The organism is Xanthobacter autotrophicus ATCC 700552 (genome assembly GCF_043194565.1).
Taxonomy (GTDB): domain Bacteria; phylum Pseudomonadota; class Alphaproteobacteria; order Rhizobiales; family Xanthobacteraceae; genus Xanthobacter; species Xanthobacter autotrophicus_F.
Window position 1 is genome coordinate 152,419 of the sequence record NZ_JBAFVS010000003.1, and the last position, 16,950, is coordinate 169,368.

The 16,950-nt window shown below is 67.6% G+C and carries 18 protein-coding genes; 9 read left to right on the forward strand and 9 right to left on the reverse strand.

The window, feature by feature from the left end; translation table 11 throughout:
* Positions 1-107: 107 nt before the first annotated feature.
* The 3 genes from V5F48_RS04285 to V5F48_RS04295 form a co-directional block, all read right to left on the reverse strand.
* Positions 108-410 carry a hypothetical protein gene (locus V5F48_RS04285; RefSeq protein WP_394040414.1) on the reverse strand — a complete coding sequence of 101 codons (303 nt, stop codon included), beginning with the start codon at positions 408-410 and terminating at the stop codon, positions 108-110.
* A gap of 9 nt (positions 411-419) precedes the next feature.
* On the reverse strand, positions 420-548 hold the full coding sequence (locus V5F48_RS04290; RefSeq protein WP_269149857.1) for a hypothetical protein: 129 nt from the start codon (positions 546-548) through the stop codon (positions 420-422).
* Positions 549-875: 327 nt separating this feature from the next.
* Entirely contained in the window at positions 876-1,088 is a 213-nt protein-coding gene (locus V5F48_RS04295) for a cold-shock protein (RefSeq protein ID WP_012113582.1), read from the reverse strand.
* A 421-nt stretch (positions 1,089-1,509) separates the two neighbouring features.
* Here V5F48_RS04295 and V5F48_RS04300 point away from each other — a divergent pair, with 421 nt between their 5' ends.
* Complete coding sequence (locus V5F48_RS04300; protein WP_394040416.1) at positions 1,510-2,370, forward strand: transglutaminase family protein; 861 nt, start codon at positions 1,510-1,512, stop codon at positions 2,368-2,370.
* Positions 2,371-2,399: 29 nt separating this feature from the next.
* Here the strand turns inward: V5F48_RS04300 and V5F48_RS04305 are convergent, their stop codons facing one another.
* The 6 genes from V5F48_RS04305 to V5F48_RS04330 all read right to left on the reverse strand — a co-directional run bounded on the left by V5F48_RS04305 (position 2,400) and on the right by V5F48_RS04330 (position 8,608).
* A complete protein-coding gene (locus V5F48_RS04305) occupies positions 2,400-2,648 on the reverse strand; it encodes a hypothetical protein (protein WP_394040418.1) in 249 nt (82 codons plus the stop codon).
* Between the two features lie 373 nt (positions 2,649-3,021).
* A complete protein-coding gene (locus V5F48_RS04310; protein WP_394040420.1) occupies positions 3,022-3,507 on the reverse strand; it encodes a GlcG/HbpS family heme-binding protein in 486 nt (161 codons plus the stop codon).
* Positions 3,508-3,684: 177 nt separating this feature from the next.
* Positions 3,685-4,296 (reverse strand): response regulator transcription factor, encoded by a 612-nt coding sequence (locus tag V5F48_RS04315; protein WP_394040422.1) that lies wholly within the window; start codon positions 4,294-4,296, stop codon positions 3,685-3,687.
* A complete protein-coding gene (locus tag V5F48_RS04320) occupies positions 4,293-5,879 on the reverse strand; it encodes a sensor histidine kinase (RefSeq protein WP_394040424.1) in 1,587 nt (528 codons plus the stop codon). Before V5F48_RS04320 ends, V5F48_RS04315 begins: the two co-directional genes overlap by 4 nt.
* A 114-nt stretch (positions 5,880-5,993) precedes the next feature.
* Entirely contained in the window at positions 5,994-6,893 is a 900-nt protein-coding gene (locus tag V5F48_RS04325) for an amidohydrolase family protein (RefSeq protein ID WP_394040718.1), read from the reverse strand.
* Positions 6,894-6,895: 2 nt separating this feature from the next.
* Positions 6,896-8,608: an IlvD/Edd family dehydratase gene (locus V5F48_RS04330; protein ID WP_394040426.1), complete on the reverse strand. Its 1,713-nt coding sequence runs from the start codon at positions 8,606-8,608 to the stop codon at positions 6,896-6,898.
* Between the two features lie 205 nt (positions 8,609-8,813).
* Here V5F48_RS04330 and V5F48_RS04335 point away from each other — a divergent pair, with 205 nt between their 5' ends.
* From V5F48_RS04335 to V5F48_RS04370, 8 genes are all read left to right on the forward strand, one after another.
* The gene (locus V5F48_RS04335; RefSeq protein WP_394040428.1) at positions 8,814-10,097 is read left to right on the forward strand and encodes an ABC transporter substrate-binding protein; all 1,284 of its coding nucleotides are present in this window, start codon (positions 8,814-8,816) and stop codon (positions 10,095-10,097) included.
* A gap of 3 nt (positions 10,098-10,100) precedes the next feature.
* Positions 10,101-11,057, forward strand: coding sequence for a carbohydrate ABC transporter permease (locus V5F48_RS04340; RefSeq protein ID WP_394040430.1), 957 nt, complete (start codon positions 10,101-10,103; stop codon positions 11,055-11,057).
* Between the two features lies 1 nt (position 11,058).
* Positions 11,059-11,937: a carbohydrate ABC transporter permease gene (locus tag V5F48_RS04345; RefSeq protein WP_394040432.1), complete on the forward strand. Its 879-nt coding sequence runs from the start codon at positions 11,059-11,061 to the stop codon at positions 11,935-11,937.
* A gap of 7 nt (positions 11,938-11,944) precedes the next feature.
* Positions 11,945-13,099 (forward strand): ABC transporter ATP-binding protein, encoded by a 1,155-nt coding sequence (locus V5F48_RS04350; protein WP_394040434.1) that lies wholly within the window; start codon positions 11,945-11,947, stop codon positions 13,097-13,099.
* On the forward strand, positions 13,099-14,118 hold the full coding sequence (locus tag V5F48_RS04355) for a Gfo/Idh/MocA family protein (protein WP_394040436.1): 1,020 nt from the start codon (positions 13,099-13,101) through the stop codon (positions 14,116-14,118). The genes V5F48_RS04350 and V5F48_RS04355 overlap by 1 nt, the downstream gene beginning before the upstream one ends.
* Positions 14,115-14,834 (forward strand): GntR family transcriptional regulator, encoded by a 720-nt coding sequence (locus tag V5F48_RS04360; RefSeq protein WP_394040438.1) that lies wholly within the window; start codon positions 14,115-14,117, stop codon positions 14,832-14,834. The genes V5F48_RS04355 and V5F48_RS04360 overlap by 4 nt, the downstream gene beginning before the upstream one ends.
* Before the next feature lie 330 nt (positions 14,835-15,164).
* Entirely contained in the window at positions 15,165-15,950 is a 786-nt protein-coding gene (locus V5F48_RS04365) for an SDR family oxidoreductase (RefSeq protein ID WP_394040440.1), read from the forward strand.
* 9 nt (positions 15,951-15,959) lie between these two features.
* Positions 15,960-16,883, forward strand: coding sequence for a dihydrodipicolinate synthase family protein (locus tag V5F48_RS04370; RefSeq protein WP_394040442.1), 924 nt, complete (start codon positions 15,960-15,962; stop codon positions 16,881-16,883).
* Positions 16,884-16,950: the final 67 nt, after the last annotated feature.

Consider the following 16,950-nt stretch of genomic DNA (forward strand, 5'->3'; position numbering starts at 1 on the left):
CTTGAGCCAAGAGCAATTCCCGTAGACATGCGCAGCCATTGAACGTCAGGAACTGCTGCGGGGCGAAGAGCTGGAGCGATGGGCGAACCGGCGTTCGCCGCAACGCCTCAAGCGGCCGCGACGGACGAAGGACCCTCGCGGCTCTCCGCCGATTGCTGTCGATCCTTCAACAGGGCAGCGTCCAGGTCGGCGGCTTCGATGGCGAGGCTCTCGCTTCGGCCCTGCGGCGCCGCGACGGCCGGCGTGTGCAGCATGGTCGCCACGCGCCGGTAGGCGATGAAGGAGAGGCCGAGGATCTGCTCCTCGTCGATCACCACGCGATAGGTTCCCGCGGGCAGTACGCCGTCGGTCCCGATGATCCGGAAGGGGTGCTCGAACGTGACCATGGTTTCATGGGTGCGAACGTTCATGTCGACACCTCAGCTCTTCTTCTTCGGAGGCCCGATTGATACGGGCGTACCCTTGATGAACGAAGGCGCTGCCACCGGTTCTTTTTGCTTCTTCGGCTTCTTGGTTTCGCGATTTCCGCGCAATTGTCCCTTGGCCATTGCCGTCTCCTGCGCCTGGCATTGTGTGCTTCACGCGTGCTGACGATGCCGGCGACCAGTGGGTCACTCAACTCCTGGGCTACTCGTCCTCGCCCAAATCGAGCTGGCCCGAATTGAACTCGCCCGAATTGAGGTCCTCGCCCCCTCGGACGCGCAAGCTCAGGGCCGCGCAGACTGAAGGGCACGTGACCTGCAAGGCGCCGGGCGCCTTGCAGGAAATTGGTTTACGCATGTCCCACCCACGCTGCCGGTCCATTCATGAGCGGCCAAGTGGGAGACACGCGAAGGCCGGCGGCATCCGATTGCTCGGGCCCCCGGCCAGGGCGATCAGCTCAGATCCTTGAGCTGGTCAGCCGACAGCTTGCCGCTCTTGCGGTCCGTCACCAGCTCAAAGGCCACTTTCTGACCCTCGCGCAGATCGGACATACCTGCGCGCTCAACCGCGCTGATATGCACGAAGGCATCGCTGCCACCGGAATCGGGGGTGATGAAGCCAAAGCCCTTCTGGGCGTTGAACCACTTTACGGTTCCCTCAGCCATGGGAAACCCTTTCAAATTTTGAGATGTAGCTTACCGAGCCTTGCCCGGCCGTCGAAATCGCATTTTCTGGCGAGAGATATTGGTTTAGCGTAGAACTCAATCCCGCCTATAGCCAAGTTTTCCGGCTTTCCATCGACGCATCAGCTATGCGCCCAAATGCTGGAAATGGCAATAATATTCTCCATATGGCCATTTTCACATATGTTGATATGCCAAACTTCGCGGAAGGCGCGCGCTGTTTACCTCCGCGCAGCGTCGCCCGCGGGTGCAGCTTGCGAATCGAAAGGCGCACCGCGCCGAAGCCCCGAGAGGCCGACGGGAGAGGCCGACGGGAGCGGCCGACGGGAGAGGCACTGGGGAACCTTGAGGTGGTATCACGCCCATGCGCTGATAAAGTGGTTGCTCCGCAGGGGAGCACCCATTGAGCCTACTCCAGATCCGCCACACCACCACCTATCGCTTTCACCGGCCGGTGGCGTTCGGTCCCCACCGCCTGATGCTCCGCCCGCGCGAAAGCCGTGACCTGCGCGTGATATCCAACGCCATCACCATTGCGCCGGAAGCGAGCGTGAAATGGGCGCACGATGTCTCCGGCAATGCGGTGGCCACCGCGACCTTTCAGGCCGGCGGCGACCTTCTGGTGGTCGAAAGCCTCACCCAGATCCAGCTGGACGCGGTGGCCTGGCCGGTGTTCGACATTGCCGGCTCCGCCCAATCCTTCCCGTTCCGCTATTCCGACGACGAGTGGAAAGATCTCGGCGCGCTCGGTACCCCGCAATATCCCGATCCCGGCAACCAGTTGCGCACCTGGGCCCAGGGCTTCGTGCGCGCCATGCCCACCGACACCCTCTCCCTGCTCAAGGACCTGAGCATGGGGGTCTCCCAGGCCATCAGCTACCAGAGCCGCGACGAGGAGGGCACGCAGGCCCCGGTGCAGACCCTGCAACGGGGCTGGGGATCGTGCCGGGATTTCGCGCTGCTGTTCGTGGAGGCGGCCCGCAGCCTCGGCTTCGGCGCGCGCATCGTGTCCGGCTATCTCCACAATCCCGACCAGAGCCAGACGGGGTCGGCCGGTGCGGGATCAACCCACGCCTGGGGCGAGGTGTTCGTGCCGGGGGCGGGCTGGATCCCGTTCGATCCCACCAACCGCAGCATGGGCGGATCGAACCTCATTCCCGTCGCAGTGGTCCGCGATATCCGCCAGGCCATTCCGGTGGCCGGCAGCTTCATCGGCGACACCCTCGCCTTCCGGGACATGGCCGTGGATGTCCGCGTCTGGTGAGGCGGCAGTGTACCGTCAAGCAGGCGCTCTCATGATCGGGCGTTGACCACCGGAGCAGCCGGCGCGTCCTTATGGTCATGAAGAAAGCGCGCAATGAGAGCCTTGAGCTGCGCCGGATCATCGTGATCGCTTGCGGTCGCCCGCCGGAACAGCGCCCGCTGCACGAGGGTCGGCAGCTCGGTCCATTCCTTGACCACAGCCGCGCCCAAGCATTCGAGAATGTGCCGCTCCCGTTCAGTCAAGGCCGCATGGCGCTGCGCGGAAAGATTTGGGGGCATCTGAGCACCACCCTCATCGTCCCAACGCGAGATGGCCGAGGCCGCATCAGCACGGGGCGGCTCGATGTCTTGGCGATTACTTCCCATTTTTGAAATGTATCACAAACCAGACTGCACCACAATTTCCGCAGCATGCGTTTCGAGCACCCCGAACGGCAGGTTCAAGCGCCTGCCGCAGGACGAGAGCATTTTCGAGGGAAGTGGATACCGGTTCGCGTGAAGAAAATGCGTTAACTCAGAGATTTAGAGCGTTTCACCGTTTCCATGAAAAGGTGAAACGCTCGAGAACCCGGCGGCGGGCGCTTGAAGCGGTTCGGGCTATTGGATCACGCAAGGACGACCCGCCTTCAGGACTCCGCCCTCGGCAACCGCCTCACTTCAGCTGCTGCTCCACCTTGGCGATGGCGGCATTGGCGCAGGCCTCGTCCAGATGCCCGCCCGGCGCCCCGCCGACGCCCACGGCGCCGATGACCTCGTTGCCCGATTTCACCGGAACGCCGCCGGCCACGACGAGAAAGCCATCGATGGCGACAAGCTGCGCGGCCGCCGGCGCCTTCTGGATGTTCTCCACCATGGTCGAGGTGGGAATGCGCGTGGACGCCGCGGTGAACGCCTTGCGCCGCGCCGCGTCGGGGGTGTGAACGCCGGCATTGTCCGCACGCGCGAGCGCCCGCAGCACGCCGGCCCGGTCCACCACGGCGGCGGTCACGTTGTAGCCCTGCGCCGCGCAGGCGGCCACCGTCTCGCGCGCGATGTCCATCGCGATCGCCAGCGGCATGTTCTTTTCCTGGAGAACCTGGGCGGAGGCGGCAGGCGCGAGCGCGGCCACGGCCACGGCGGCGAGAAGAAGGCGCTTCATCGTCAATCCCTTATGGTTGCGGCGGATGTCCCGATGTCCCGTCACCGGATCGACCGGGCGTCGGGCACCGGCGCGGAAAGCGGATCAGGGTGGCGGAACCGCGCCGCCACCGCCAGTGCTCTACCCTGCGGCGCGCCGCAGCTTAATCCGCGTCTTCACACGGGCGGCTAGGTAGGATTACCGAGACGGCGGCGCAGCAACGGATGCGGCCAGCGACATGCGCACCAGATCGGCCACCGAGCTGGTGCCGAGCTTTTCGGCGATATTGGCGCGGTGGGCGTCGATGGTGCGCGGCGAGACGGCCAGGGCCGCCGCGATCTCCTTGCTCGCCCAGCCCCGGCACACCAGATCCATGACCTCCCGCTCGCGCTCGGTGAGGGTGGCGAGCAGGGCATGGGTCTCCTGCCGTTCCAGCACCTCTTCCAGCACCTTGCCCGCTGCGGCGAGGGCATCCAGCAGAACCTGTTCGTCCACCGGCTTGGTGAGAAAATCCAGGATTCCCGCCTTGAAGGCGCGCCGGCAGGCGTTCACGTCACCATGGCCGGTCATCATGATGGTCGGCCAGTCGATGCCGCGCGCCGCCAGCGCCGCCTTGAGCTGGAGCCCGCTGACCAGCGGCATGCGCAGGTCGATGAGCAGGCAGCCGGGGCGCGCCGTGTCCACATGGGCGAGGAAGGTCTCGGGGTCGGCGAAGGTCTCCACCGTCATGCCGCAGGTGGAGAGCAGCAGCGACAGCGCCTGCCGCACCGCCGCATCATCGTCCACGATATAGACGCGCAGGGCCTTCATTGCGCCGCCTCCATGCGTGGCATGGCAGCGGGAAGGACGATGACGAAGGCTGCGCCCGCCGTCGCCCCGGCATCCGCGCGGATGGAGCCGCCGGCGCGTTCCACCAGCGTCGCGCACAGGGACAGGCCGAGCCCCATGCCGTCCGCCTTGGTGGTGAAGAAGGGCTCGAACAGGCGCGGCAGCACGGTCGGCGCAATGCCCGGCCCGGTGTCGGCGACGCGGATCACCACATGCCCGCCGCTGGTCCCGGTACCGATGACGATCGTCTTCTCGGCCGGCGCCGTGCCCTCGAGACTGTCGACCGCGTTGCGGATGAGGTTGTGCAGCACCTGCTCCAGCTCGATGGGGTCCACCACCGCCTGCGGCAGCGAGCGTTCCAGCTCCAGCTCCAGGCGGATGCCGCGCTGGGCGAGATCGGAGCGCGCCAGCGCGGCGGCGTCGCCGACCACGGCATTGATATCGGAAGGGATGCGCGCGGTGGTGCGGTTGCTGATGTAGTCGCGCATGCGCTGGAGCATCTCCCCGGCGCGCTTGGCCTCCCGCACATTGGCCCGCAGAGCCTCGTCGAGCCTCTGGGCATCGCCGCCCGGCGCCGCGAGCCGCAGCGCGGCCTGGCTCTGGCTGAGCAGGGCGGTGAGCGGCTGGGTCAACTCGTGGGCGATGCCGGAGGCAAGCTCGCCCAACGCGTTGACCCGCGAGGCGTGGGCAAGGCGCGTCTCGCGCTCCAGCAGCAGGCTGCGCTCCTGCGCCTCCCGGGCCACGGCGCGCGAGCGGCGGGCGTCCCGGCGCTGCCTCAGGGTGTAGCGCAGGGCCAGAAGGCCGACGAGGGACAGGACGGCGAAGGCGAAGACCGGACCCGGCGTCACCCCCTGCGCGAACGCAAGGCGGCGGTCCAGCGACAGCCGCAACGGCTGGGTCTGGCTGTCCACGGCGCGCTCGAAGCGGAGGGTTTCGAGCGCCGCGCTCCCCTGCGGCCCGGCGGCGGCGCGATCCACAAGGGTGTGCCCGCCAAGGTCAAGCCGCAGGCGGGTCGCTTCGGGGCGCTCCTCTCCCTCCACCAGCAGGGCGGGGTCGATCTCCACGATCATCGCCAGCGGACGGTTCGGCGCGCCGGCCCGCTTGCCGAGGAAATAGCGCCCGGGCACGGCGGGATCGGCATAGGCCCGGGCCTCGCCGGGGGCCTGGGCGAAAACGCCGGCGGTGAAGGCGGGCAAGGGCGTCGCCATCGCCCCGTCCGGGGCCGCGACAAGGACTTCGCCGGAGCCCCCCGCCCCCGGCGCCACGATGCGCACGGAAACGATGCGCGGATAAAAGCGCATGATGGCAAGGGCCACCTGCCGCACCGCCTCGCGCGGCGGCGGATCGGCCGATTGCACCAGCGCCGCGAGGCTGGTGAGGTGGGCATCGTGCTGCGCCACGCGCTGGGAGACGATGCGATGCAGCCCCACCCCGGCGGCGTTCAGCTCCTCGCCGGCATGCTGCGTGGCCGAGCGGATGGAGAGCAGCGCAAAGCCGCCCACCGCCCCGATCCACACCAGGACGAGAACCGCGATCGACCTGAAGGCAAAGATGCGGCGGCTCACCCCATCTCCCCATCCTGAAACATCCCGCCGCACCGGATGGCGACGGCGTCGCCTCCATATGGCGCCATTTCCGGCACCGACGGAAGATCCCCCACGCCGGCGTCGCCGGGCGTGTCAGGCCCGCTCTGCCGGCTCGAACCCGTAGAGGCGTGCCGGATTGGCGACGAGGATGCGGTGGCGGATGTCTTCCGGCGCCCGGTCGAGCCCGAGCCGCAGTCCCGGATCGAGATCCTCGGGCATGTCATGCCAGAGTTCGGTGTGGGGCCAGTCGCTGCCCCACAGCACCCGGTCCGGGCGGCAGGCCATGAGTGCCTCCACGAACGGCGCGAGGTCCGCGTAGGGTGGCCCGGAGCGGCTGACGCGGTAGGGTGCGGAGAGCTTCACCCAGAGATTGCCCGCCGCAAGCAGGGCCAGCACCTGCGCGAACGCCGCGTCCCCCACCGGCCGCACTGGATCGAGCAGGCCGAAATGGTCCAGCACCACCGGCACCGGGCAGCCTTCCACCATCGGCGCAAGCGCAGCGCCCCGCCCGATTTCCACCTGAAGCTGGATATGCCATCGCAGCGGCGCAATGCGGCGGCCGAGCAGCGCCATGTCTTCCAGCGCCAGACCGCCGGGATTGCGTCGGTTGACGCGGATGCCCCGCACCCCCGCATGGTGCAACTCGGCAAGGCTGTCATCGGAAATAGCTGGCGGCACCACCACCACGCCGCGCAACTGCCCCGGCGCCTGCCGGAGCGTGTCGAGAAGGGCGCGATTGTCCGTGCCGTAGACGCTCGGCTGCACCAGCACCGCCCGGTCGATGCCCAGCGCCGCCATCACCGGCCGGTAGTCCGTGAAGGACATAGGATGGGGCGTGTAGTTCCGCACCGCCGCCAACGGATATTGGGCGAAGGGACCAAACACATGCATGTGCGCGTCGCAGGTACCCGGTGGCAGCAGCCGCACCGCGGGCGGCGGGCCGGGCGGGCGCGGCGGCAGGCACAGGGGCGCGCCGGGCTCGGCTGCATCCATGCTCAAGACGCATCGTCCGGCTTGCGGACCATGAAGTCGAAATCGCATCCCTCGTCGGCCTGAAGCACCGTCTGCGCGTAGAGCCGCGCGTAGCCGCGCTCGGGGACAGGACGCACCGGCCCCGCCGGGAGGTCCGCCCGCCGCCGGATGAGTTCGTCCTCGTCCACCAGCAGGTCGATGCGGCGGGCGGCCACGTCGAGGCGGATCATGTCGCCGGTCCTCACCAGCGCCAGCGGCCCGCCGATGGCGGATTCAGGCGTGATGTGCAGCACGATGGTGCCGAAGGCGGTGCCGCTCATGCGAGCGTCGGAAATGCGCACCATGTCCTTCACGCCCTGCCGGCCGAGCTTTTTCGGGATCGGCAGATAGCCCGCCTCCGGCATGCCCGGCGCGCCCTTGGGGCCGGTATTGCGCAGCACCAGCACGTCGTCGGCGGTGACATCAAGGTCCGGATCGTCGATGCGCGCCGCCATGTCGATGACGGAATCGAACACCACGGCCCGGCCCGTATGCTGCAACAGGCGCTCGGTCGCCGCCGCCTGCTTCAGCACGGCGCCGCCGGGCGCGAGATTGCCGTGGAGCACCACCATGGAGCCCTCGGCCTTGATGGGCGCGCTGCGGGGACGGATGACCTCCTGTCCCGGCACATCCTCCGCCGTGGCCACCACCGCGCGCAGGGTCGCGCCGGTGACGGTGGGGGCATCGAGGTCCACCAGGTCGCCGAGCTGGGCCAGCAGCCGCGGCACGCCGCCGGCATGGTGGAAGTGCTCCATGTAGTGCGCGCCGGACGGCTTCAGGTCCACCAGCACCGGCACCTCGCGGCCGATCTCGTCGAGGGTCTCAAGGGCGAAGCGGTGCGGCGTGCGCCCAGCGATGGCGGCGAGGTGGACGATGCCGTTGGTGGAGCCGCCGATGGCCTGCATCACCACCATGGCATTGCGGAAGGCCTTTGGGGTGAGGAGGTCGCTGGGGCGCGGACCGCCTTCCACCGCCAACTTTGCCGCCACCTTGCCGCTGGCCTCGGCGAGGCGGACCCGCTCGGCATGGGGGGCGGGAATGGTCGCGCTCATGGGCAGGGACAGGCCCATGGCCTCGGTGATGCAGGCCATGGTGCTGGCCGTGCCCATGACCATGCAGGTGCCGACGGACGGGGCGAGGCGGCCGTTCACCGTCTCGATCTCCCCTTCGTCGATCTCGCCCGCGCGATGGGCGCTCCACAGGCGCCGGCAATCGGTGCAGGCGCCCAGCACCTCGCCGCGATGATGACCCACCACCATGGGGCCGACCGGCACCACCACCGTGGGCAGGTCCACGCTCGCGGCCGCCATGATCTGGGCCGGCAGGGTCTTGTCGCAGCCGCCGATCACCACCACCGCATCCATGGGCTGGGCGCGGATCATCTCCTCCGTGTCCATGGCCATGAGATTGCGCAGGAACATGGAGGTGGGATGGGCGAAGCTCTCGTGGATGGAAATGGTGGGGAACACCATGGGCATGGCGCCCGCCAGCATGACGCCGCGCTTCACCGCCTCGACCAGGGCCGGCGCGTTGCCGTGGCAGGGATTGTAGTCCGAATAGGTGTTGGTGATGCCGACGATGGGCCGATCCAGTGCGTCGTCCGAATAGCCCATGGCCTTGATGAAGGCCTTGCGCAGGAACAGCGCGAAGCCCTCGTCACCGTAGCTGGTCAAGCCCTTACGCAGTCCCCGCGCCATCCGTGCCGCCCTCTTGCCGCGCCCTCTTGCCGATCGTCGTCGACCTGGGCCGGACATTCGAGGCGACGCCTCATATTGTCAATAAAATTAGCGCACAGCCGCCTGATATCCCGGCATATTCGGAATCTTTGGCATTCATTATTGACAATGATGCGGAGCCTCCGCACTCTCCCGCAAAAATCAGAACACGCCACGGGAGGACGGGATGAAGAGCGTTCGCAGGATCGGGATGGCCGCCCTGGCGGTTCTGGCGATGGGGGTGGGCCATGCGGCGGCGCAGGAGCCCACCCAGATCACCATGTGGAGCAACTGGCCCGACGAGCCGGCCAAGAAGGACTGGGTGAGCGCCCGGGTGCAGGAGTTCGAGGCCGCCAACAAGCAGTGCAGCGTGAAGCTCAGCTTCATTCCCAAGGCCGACATCTACACCCAGGCCAAGTCCGCGGTGCGCACCGGGCAGGCCCCCGACATCTTCTACATGGAGCCCGACCAGCCCGAATTCCTCGCCGGCGGCTTCCTGGAACCCCTCGACGACCACATCAACCTGGCCGGCATCGAAGACTGGGCCAAGCCCGCCTGGACGTCAAAGGGCAAGGTCTATGGCGTGCCAGTGGAGGCCTATACGGTTGAACTTTACTACAACAAGGATCTCGTGAAGAAGGTGGGCGTGGAGGTTCCGCCCTCCTTCCAGCTCACGCAGGCCGCCTTTGCCGATCTGGTGAAGAAGGGCGTCGCCGCCGGCATCACGCCGGTGTCGCAGGGCGTGGGCGACCGGCCCTTCCCCGGCGGCCAGCTGCTGTTTGAATCCCTGCTGCGCAAGCTCGGCAAGGACGATTACGCCAAGCTGCTCAACGGCGAACTCTCCTTCAAGGACCCGCGCGTGGTGGAGGTGATGACCTGGGTGAAGGGGCTGGTGGATGCCGGCGCCTATCCCAAGAGCTTCTCCACCCTGAAGCTCGGCGAATCCCATTTCTACTTCTACAATACGCCCGGCGCCCTCACCTTTCCTGATCCCAGCTGGTTCACCGGCCGTGCCTTCGCCGCGCCCGAGAAGGGCGGCATGCCGGCGGGCTTTCCCCTCGGCATCATGAAGTTCCCCGCCATGGACGCCGGCGCCTGCCCCAATTGCAAGACCCTCGCGGTGGCCGGCAGCTTCGTGATGTATTCCAAGGGCAAGAACAAGGACTGCGCCGGCAGGCTGCTGAAATCCATGGCCACCGCCGAGAACGGCACCAAATGGATCGGCCAGGTCTCGCTCCAGAGCGGCCTCAAGTCGGATCCGGACAAGATCGAGAGCCCGCACAAGGATTATTTCGCCGACCTGATCGCCCGCAACAAGGATGCCGACTATTTCTTCGGCACGCCGCTGCTCTACTACCGGGCAAAGTGCGCCGACACTTACGTCCAGGTGATGAACAACGCCTTCCCCGCCGGCCTCATCACCGTGGCGGAGGCCGGCGAGAAGATGGACGCCGCCTGCCTGAAGAAGTGATCCATGACGGACGCACTGACCTTGAAGCCCGCATCCGGCAGCGAGGGGGCGAAAGCCTCCTCCTCCACCCTCGCCGATCCGCGCCGGGCGTCCCGGCTGGTGCTGGCCGTCTTCCTCGGCCCGGGCCTGCTGATCTATGTGGGGCTCACCGCCTATCCGGCGCTGCGCACCATCTATGACAGCTTCTTCCACATCGAGGGGATGGAGGCGACCTTTGTCGGGCTCGCCAATTATGCCGAGCTGATGGGCGACGAGACCTTCTGGGTGGCGGTGCGCAACACCTTCATCTGGTCCTTCGTCGCCCCCTTCCTCGACGTGGCGACGGGCCTGCTTCTGGCGCTGGCGCTTTATGCGGGCGTGCCGTTCGCCCGCTTCCTGCGGGTCGCGTGGTTCACGCCGGTGCTGTTGTCCTATGTCGTCGTCGCGATCCTGTGGATGTGGATCTACAATTATGATTGGGGCGTGCTGAACGCGATCCTGCGCGCCGTGGGGCTTGAGAGCCTCGCCTCGTCCTGGCTCGGCGACCCCAAGCTGGCGCTGGCCTCGCTCATCGTCACCCATGCGTGGAAGTGGGCGGGCTTCAACATGGTGGTGTGCCTCGCTGCCATCCATTCTTTGCCGCGGGAAGTCCTGGAGGCATCGGAGCTGGACAATTGCGGCTGGGGCGCGAAGCTGCGCTACGTCATCATCCCCATGCTGCGGCCGACTTTGCTCAGCCTCTACATCCTGGCCTTCATCGGCAAGATGAAGATCTTCGACCTGGTCTGGATCATGACGCAGGGCGGACCGCTCTGGGCCACCGAGACCGTCTCCACCTACGTCTACAAGCGCGCCTTCAACTGGAACACCTTCGATCTCGGCTATCCGTCCGCGATCGCCACCGTCTGGTTCCTGGTGGTGTGCGCCTCGGTGCTCATCCTGAACCGTGTGCTCGGTTCCAAGGAACGGCTGGAGTACTGACATGGCCGTGACCACCGTCCTCGACCGGGACCCGCGCCCGCACCCCTCGCAACGGCCCCTGCCCCGCCTGTTCGGCCGCGGCGCGCTGGCGCTGGTGCTGGTCGCCTACACCATCTACACCCTCGGCCCGTTCCTGTGGCTCGCCACCATGTCGGTGCGCACCACCGCCGAGATCAGCGCCGATCATTATGCCTGGCCGCGGCCGTTCCACTGGGAGCAGTTCCGCAGCGCCTGGGTGGATTCCGATTTCGCCACCTATTTCTGGAACTCCGCCATGGTGGTGGTGGGCGCGGTGGCGGTGGTGACCCTGGTCGGCGCGGCGGCGGCCCATGCGCTCGCCCGCTACCGCTTCCGCGGCAACCGGCTGATCTATTCCATATTGTTCTCGTCCATCATCTTCCCGCCGCAGATCACCTTGATCTCGCTGTACCAGATCCTGGTGGACTACAATCTCTACAACAGCCTGTTCGGGCTTTCGCTGGTCTATGTCTCGCTCCAGCTGCCGCTCACCGTGTATCTGCTGGAGGGTTTCTTCGCCCGCATCCCGCAGGACCTGTTCGACGCGGCGAAGATGGACGGCTACGGCGACCTCGAAATCTTCTGGCGCATCGTGCTGCCCGTGGGCATGCCGGCCATCGCCACCACGCTGATCCTGAACTTCATCCAGTTGTGGAACGAGTTCCTGTTCGCCGTGGTGCTCATCACCGATCCCGAGAAGCGCACCCTGCCCATCGGCATCCGCGCCTTCATGGGCGACCATTTCCAGGACATCGGCATGATCGCCACCGGCGTCATGATCTCGGTGATCCCGGTCATCGTCGCCTACGTCTTCTTCTCCGAAAAGCTGATCCGCGGCATGACCGCCGGCGCGATCAAGTGAGGCTTCCATGGCGGTGGTGAAACTCGACAGGATCGTCAAGCGCTACGGCGGCGCCGGGCCGGTGGTGGTGGAGGATGTGGACCTCACCGTCGCCGACGGCGAGTTCATGGTGCTGCTCGGCCCCTCCGGCTGCGGCAAGTCCACCACCCTGCGCATGATCGCGGGGCTGGAGACCATCTCCGGCGGCACCCTGTCCATCAACGGGCGGGTGGTGAACGACGTGCCGGCCAAGGACCGCGACATCGCCATGGTGTTCCAGTCCTACGCGCTCTATCCGCACATGAGCGTCAAGGACAACCTCGCCTTCGGCCTGCGCCGCCGCGCCATCCCGGCCGCCGAAATCGAGCGGCGGGTGATGCAGGTGGCGGACATCCTGGGCCTTGCCCCCCTGCTCGCGCGCCGGCCTGCGGCCCTGTCCGGCGGCCAGCGCCAGCGCGTGGCGCTGGGGCGTGCCATGGTGCGCGAGCCGCAGGTGTTCCTGTTCGACGAGCCGCTGTCGAACCTCGACGCGGCGCTGCGCGTCAACACCCGCAGCGAGATCATCAAGCAGCACAATCGCCTCGGCTCCACCATGATCTACGTGACCCACGACCAGGTGGAGGCCATGACCATGGGCACGCGCATCTGCGTGATGAATGCGGGCCGCGTGGCCCAGATCGGCGCGCCGCTGGAGGTCTACTGGCAGCCCGCCAACACCTTCGTCGCCCGCTTCCTCGGCTCGCCGCCCATGAACCTGGTGGAAGCCACGCTGGCACCCGGCGTGTCGCGGGCGGAGGCTTCCGGCGTGAGCGCACCCCTCAGCCGCTGGACGCCATCCACGCTGGCCAACCTCGCGGGTGGAAAGGTGACGCTGGGCGTGCGTGCGGAAGACCTGACCATCGCGCGCCCCGACGCGGGCGACGCGGTGGGCGCCCTGCGCGGGCGCGCCATCGCGGTCGAGCCGCTGGGCGCGGAAACACTGCTGCTGGTGGCACTCGACGACGGCACGGAGGTGACGGCCCGGCTGCCGCGCCATGTCACCGCCGTGCCGGACGCCACGGTGGACCTGTTCTTCCGCCCGGAAGCCGCCTACCTGTTCGATGCCGCCACCGGCGCGGCGATCCTGCCGCCGGAGAGCGCGACCGCAGCGGTTCATGCCGCCGCCCAGCGGAGGACCCATTGATGGCCCGCCCGCTCAAGGTGGGCCTGATCGGCGCCGGCTGGGTTACCCAGCATCATCTGAAGGGCTGGCAGGCGCTGGGCAACGCCGCCGAGGTGGTCGCCATCGCCGATCCCTCCCGCGAACGCGCGGCGGAGCGGGCGGCCGCATTCGGCATTCCCGCCCTCTTCGACAGCGCCGAGGCCATGCTGGCGGCGGGCGGCCTCGATGCGGTGGACATCGCCGCCCCCCGCGCCGCCCATGTGGCGCTGGCCCGGCTCGCCGCCGGGCACGGCCTGCCCATATTGTGCCAGAAGCCGCTGGCGCCGAGCCTTGCGGAGGCCGAGCACCTGGTGGCCCACATCGACGGGCGGGTTCGCCTGATGGTGCACGAGAACTGGCGCTTCCGGGCCTATTACCGGCAGGCTGCGGACTGGTTGCGCGCCGGCCGCATCGGCGCGGTGAAGGCCGCAGCGCTCACCCTCGTCACCTCCGGCACGGTGCCCGATGCGCAAGGCCGCCTGCCCGCCCTGGAGCGCCAGCCCTTCATGGCCGGGGAAGCGCGCATGCTGGTGGCGGAAGTGCTGATCCATCACCTCGACACCCTGCGCATGCTGCTCGGCCCGCTGAAGGTGGAGGCCGCCGCCCTCAGCCGCACCTGTCCCGCCCTGCGCGGCGAGGACGGCGCGGTGATCCAGCTCTCCACCGCCTCGGGGGCCGGGGTGAGCGTCTTCGCCAGCTTCGCCGCCCATGGCGCCCCGGCCCAGCAGCAGGACCAGCTGACGCTTCTCGGCGAGACCGGGACGATCCGCCTCTGCGGCGCCGAGCTTTCCCTTTCGGGTGCGACCACGCAGCACATCACCTACGATCCGGAAGCGACCTATCTCGGCTCCTACGCCGCCACCATCGCCCATTTCGTCCATTGCCTCGCCACCGGCGCCCCGTTCGAGACCGCGCCGGAGGATAATCTTGAAACCCTGCGGCTGGTGGAGGACTGCTACCGGCTCTCCAGCTTCAAGACCGGCGACAGGAGCGCAGCATGAGCCAAGACGCGCTTCTCGATCCGCTTCCCGCCGCGCTTCCCCCCTCGCGGGCCGACGAACAGGCGGAGATCCTGCGCCGCGTGGAAGAGGACATCATCTTCGGCCGCCTCGCCCCCGGCTCGCGCCTGGTGGAAGACACGCTGATGGCGCGCTACGGCGCCTCCCGCCACTATATCCGGCAGGCGCTGGTGCAGCTGGAGCGCACCGGCATCGTCAACCGGGAGAAGAATGTGGGCGCCACCGTGCGCTCCTATTCGCCGGACGAGGTGCGCCAGATCTACGAGGTGCGCGAGATGCTGACCCGGCAGGCGGCCTTGAAGATTCCGCTGCCCGCCCCGCCGGAACTGGTGGCGCAGCTCAAGGCCATCCAGGCCGACTATGCGCGGCACGCGGAGGCCGGCAACCTGCGCGGCATCCATGAGACCAACGACGCCTTCCACATCGTCCTGTTCTCCGGCTGCGCCAATCCCTATCTCGTGCGCACCCTGCAGGACTACATGGGGCTGACGCTGCCCATGCGCGCGAAGAACCTGGCGGATCGCGACGGGCTCGCCCTGTCCCGGCGCCAGCACGACATCATGATCGAGCTGTTGCAGGGCACCGACAGCTGGGCGCTGGCGCAGCTCTGCGTGGACCATATGCAATACAGCAAGGCGGACTATCTGGCGCGCGCCGAACGGGGCGGGCCGGTGACACCCATCGGCCTCGCCGACTGAGCCTCTAGAGCACGCGCCGATCAGATTGCATCGCAATCCGATCGGATAACGCGTTCTCTTTCCTTAAGTTTAGAGGGCGATTCACCGAGCAAATTGGTTCAATTTGCTCGGATCGCGCTCTAGAGCATTTTCGAGCGAAGTGGATACCGGTTCGCGTGAAGAAAATGCGTCAAAACAATAATCTAGAGCGATTGCCGTGAGCCAATGCGAACGGAAAACGCTCTAGAGCACGCGCCGATCAGATTGCATCGCAATCTGATCGGATAACGCGTTCTCTTTCCTTAAGTTTAGAGGGCGCGGCGAGAGGACAAGGGGACAAGGGGACAAGACATGGATCTCGGCTTGAAAGGAAAGACCGCTCTCGTTCTGGGCGCGGGCGGCGGGCTTGGCAGCGCCATCGCCGCGACACTGGCGCAAGAAGGCGCCCGGGTGGCGCTGGGCGACATCGACGAGGCGGCGCTGGCGCGGACGGCGGCCGCCATCACGCAGGCCGGCGGCGAGGCGATGGCGCTGCCCTTCGACCTCTCCGACATCGCCGGCATCGCTGCGCGGGTGGCGCAGGTGGAGGCGGCCTTCGGCCCGGTGGACGTGCTGGTGAACAACACCGGCGGCCCGCCCCCCACCCCCGCCGCGGGGCAGGACCCGGAGCTTTGGAGCAAGAGCTTCGGCCAGATGGTGCTATCCGTCATCACCCTCACCGACCGGGTGCTGCCGCAGATGCGCGCGCGCAAATGGGGGCGCATCATCACCTCCACCTCGTCCGGCGTGGTGGCGCCCATCGCCAATCTCGGCATCTCCAACGCCCTGCGCCTGTCGCTGGTGGGCTGGTCCAAGACGCTGGCCCGCGAAGTGGCACGCGACGGGGTGACGGCCAACATCATCCTGCCCGGACGCATCGCCACCGACCGCATCAAGTTCCTCGACGCCAAGAAGGCCGAGCGCGAGGGGCGCACGGTGGAGGAGGTCTCCGCCGAAAGCACCGCTTCCATCCCCGTGGGCCGCTACGGCGATCCGCAGGAATACGCCAACGTGGTCGCCTTCCTGGCGGGAACGCCGTCGTCCTATGTCACCGGTTCCGTCATCCGCGTGGATGGCGGCCTCATCGCCAGCATCTGAGGGTTCCCCATGCGTCTCGACGCCACCGCCTCGGGCCTCTTCCCCATCGCGCCCACCCCGTTCACGCCGGACGGGCGGATCGACGAGGGCTCCATCGACACCCTCATCGCCCGCTATCTTAAGGCCGGCGCCACCGGCATCACCGTGCTGGGCATCATGGGCGAGGCGCCGAAGCTGGAGCCGGAGGAATCGCTCCACCTCACCACCCGCTTCATCGCCGGCATGGGCGACCTGCCGGTCATCGTCGGCGTCTCGGCGCCGGGCTTCGCTGCCATGCGCTGGCTGGCGCGTGCGGCCATGGACCGGGGCGCCGCCGGCGTCATGATCGCCCCGCCGCCCAGCCTCCGCACCGACGACCAGATCATCGGCTATTACCGGCAGGCGGTGGAGGCCATCGGCACCGACATCCCGTTCGTCATCCAGGATTATCCGCTCACCCTCACGGTGCAGATGACGCCGAAGGTGATCCGCCAGATCGTCCAGGACCATCCCTCCTGCGTCATGCTGAAGCACGAGGACTGGCCGGGGCTGGAGAAGATCTCGACCCTGCGCGGCTTCCAGGCGGACGGCTCCATGCGGCCCATCTCCATCCTCACCGGCAATGGCGGCCTGTTCCTCGACTTCGAGATGGAGCGCGGCGCCGACGGGGCCATGACCGGCTACGCCTTCCCCGAGATGCTGGCCGACGTGGTCCGCCTCTCCAGGGCCGGCCGCCGGAACGAGGCCCACGACCTGTTCGACGCCCACCTGCCCCTGCTGCGCTACGAGCAGCAGCAGGGGGTTGGCCTCGCGGTGCGCAAATACGTGCTGATGCGGCGCGGCTTCATCGCCAGCGATGCCCAGCGCAAGCCGGGCTCGGCGCTTTCCGCCACGGCGCGGGCCGAGGTGGACTATCTGCTGGCCCGCCTCGCGGCGCACGACAGCCGGGCATGAGAGCAATATAATCCCGCCGGTTTCGTCACGGGGGTGGTCCACCCGCGCCGGATGCCCCCGTGGCGAC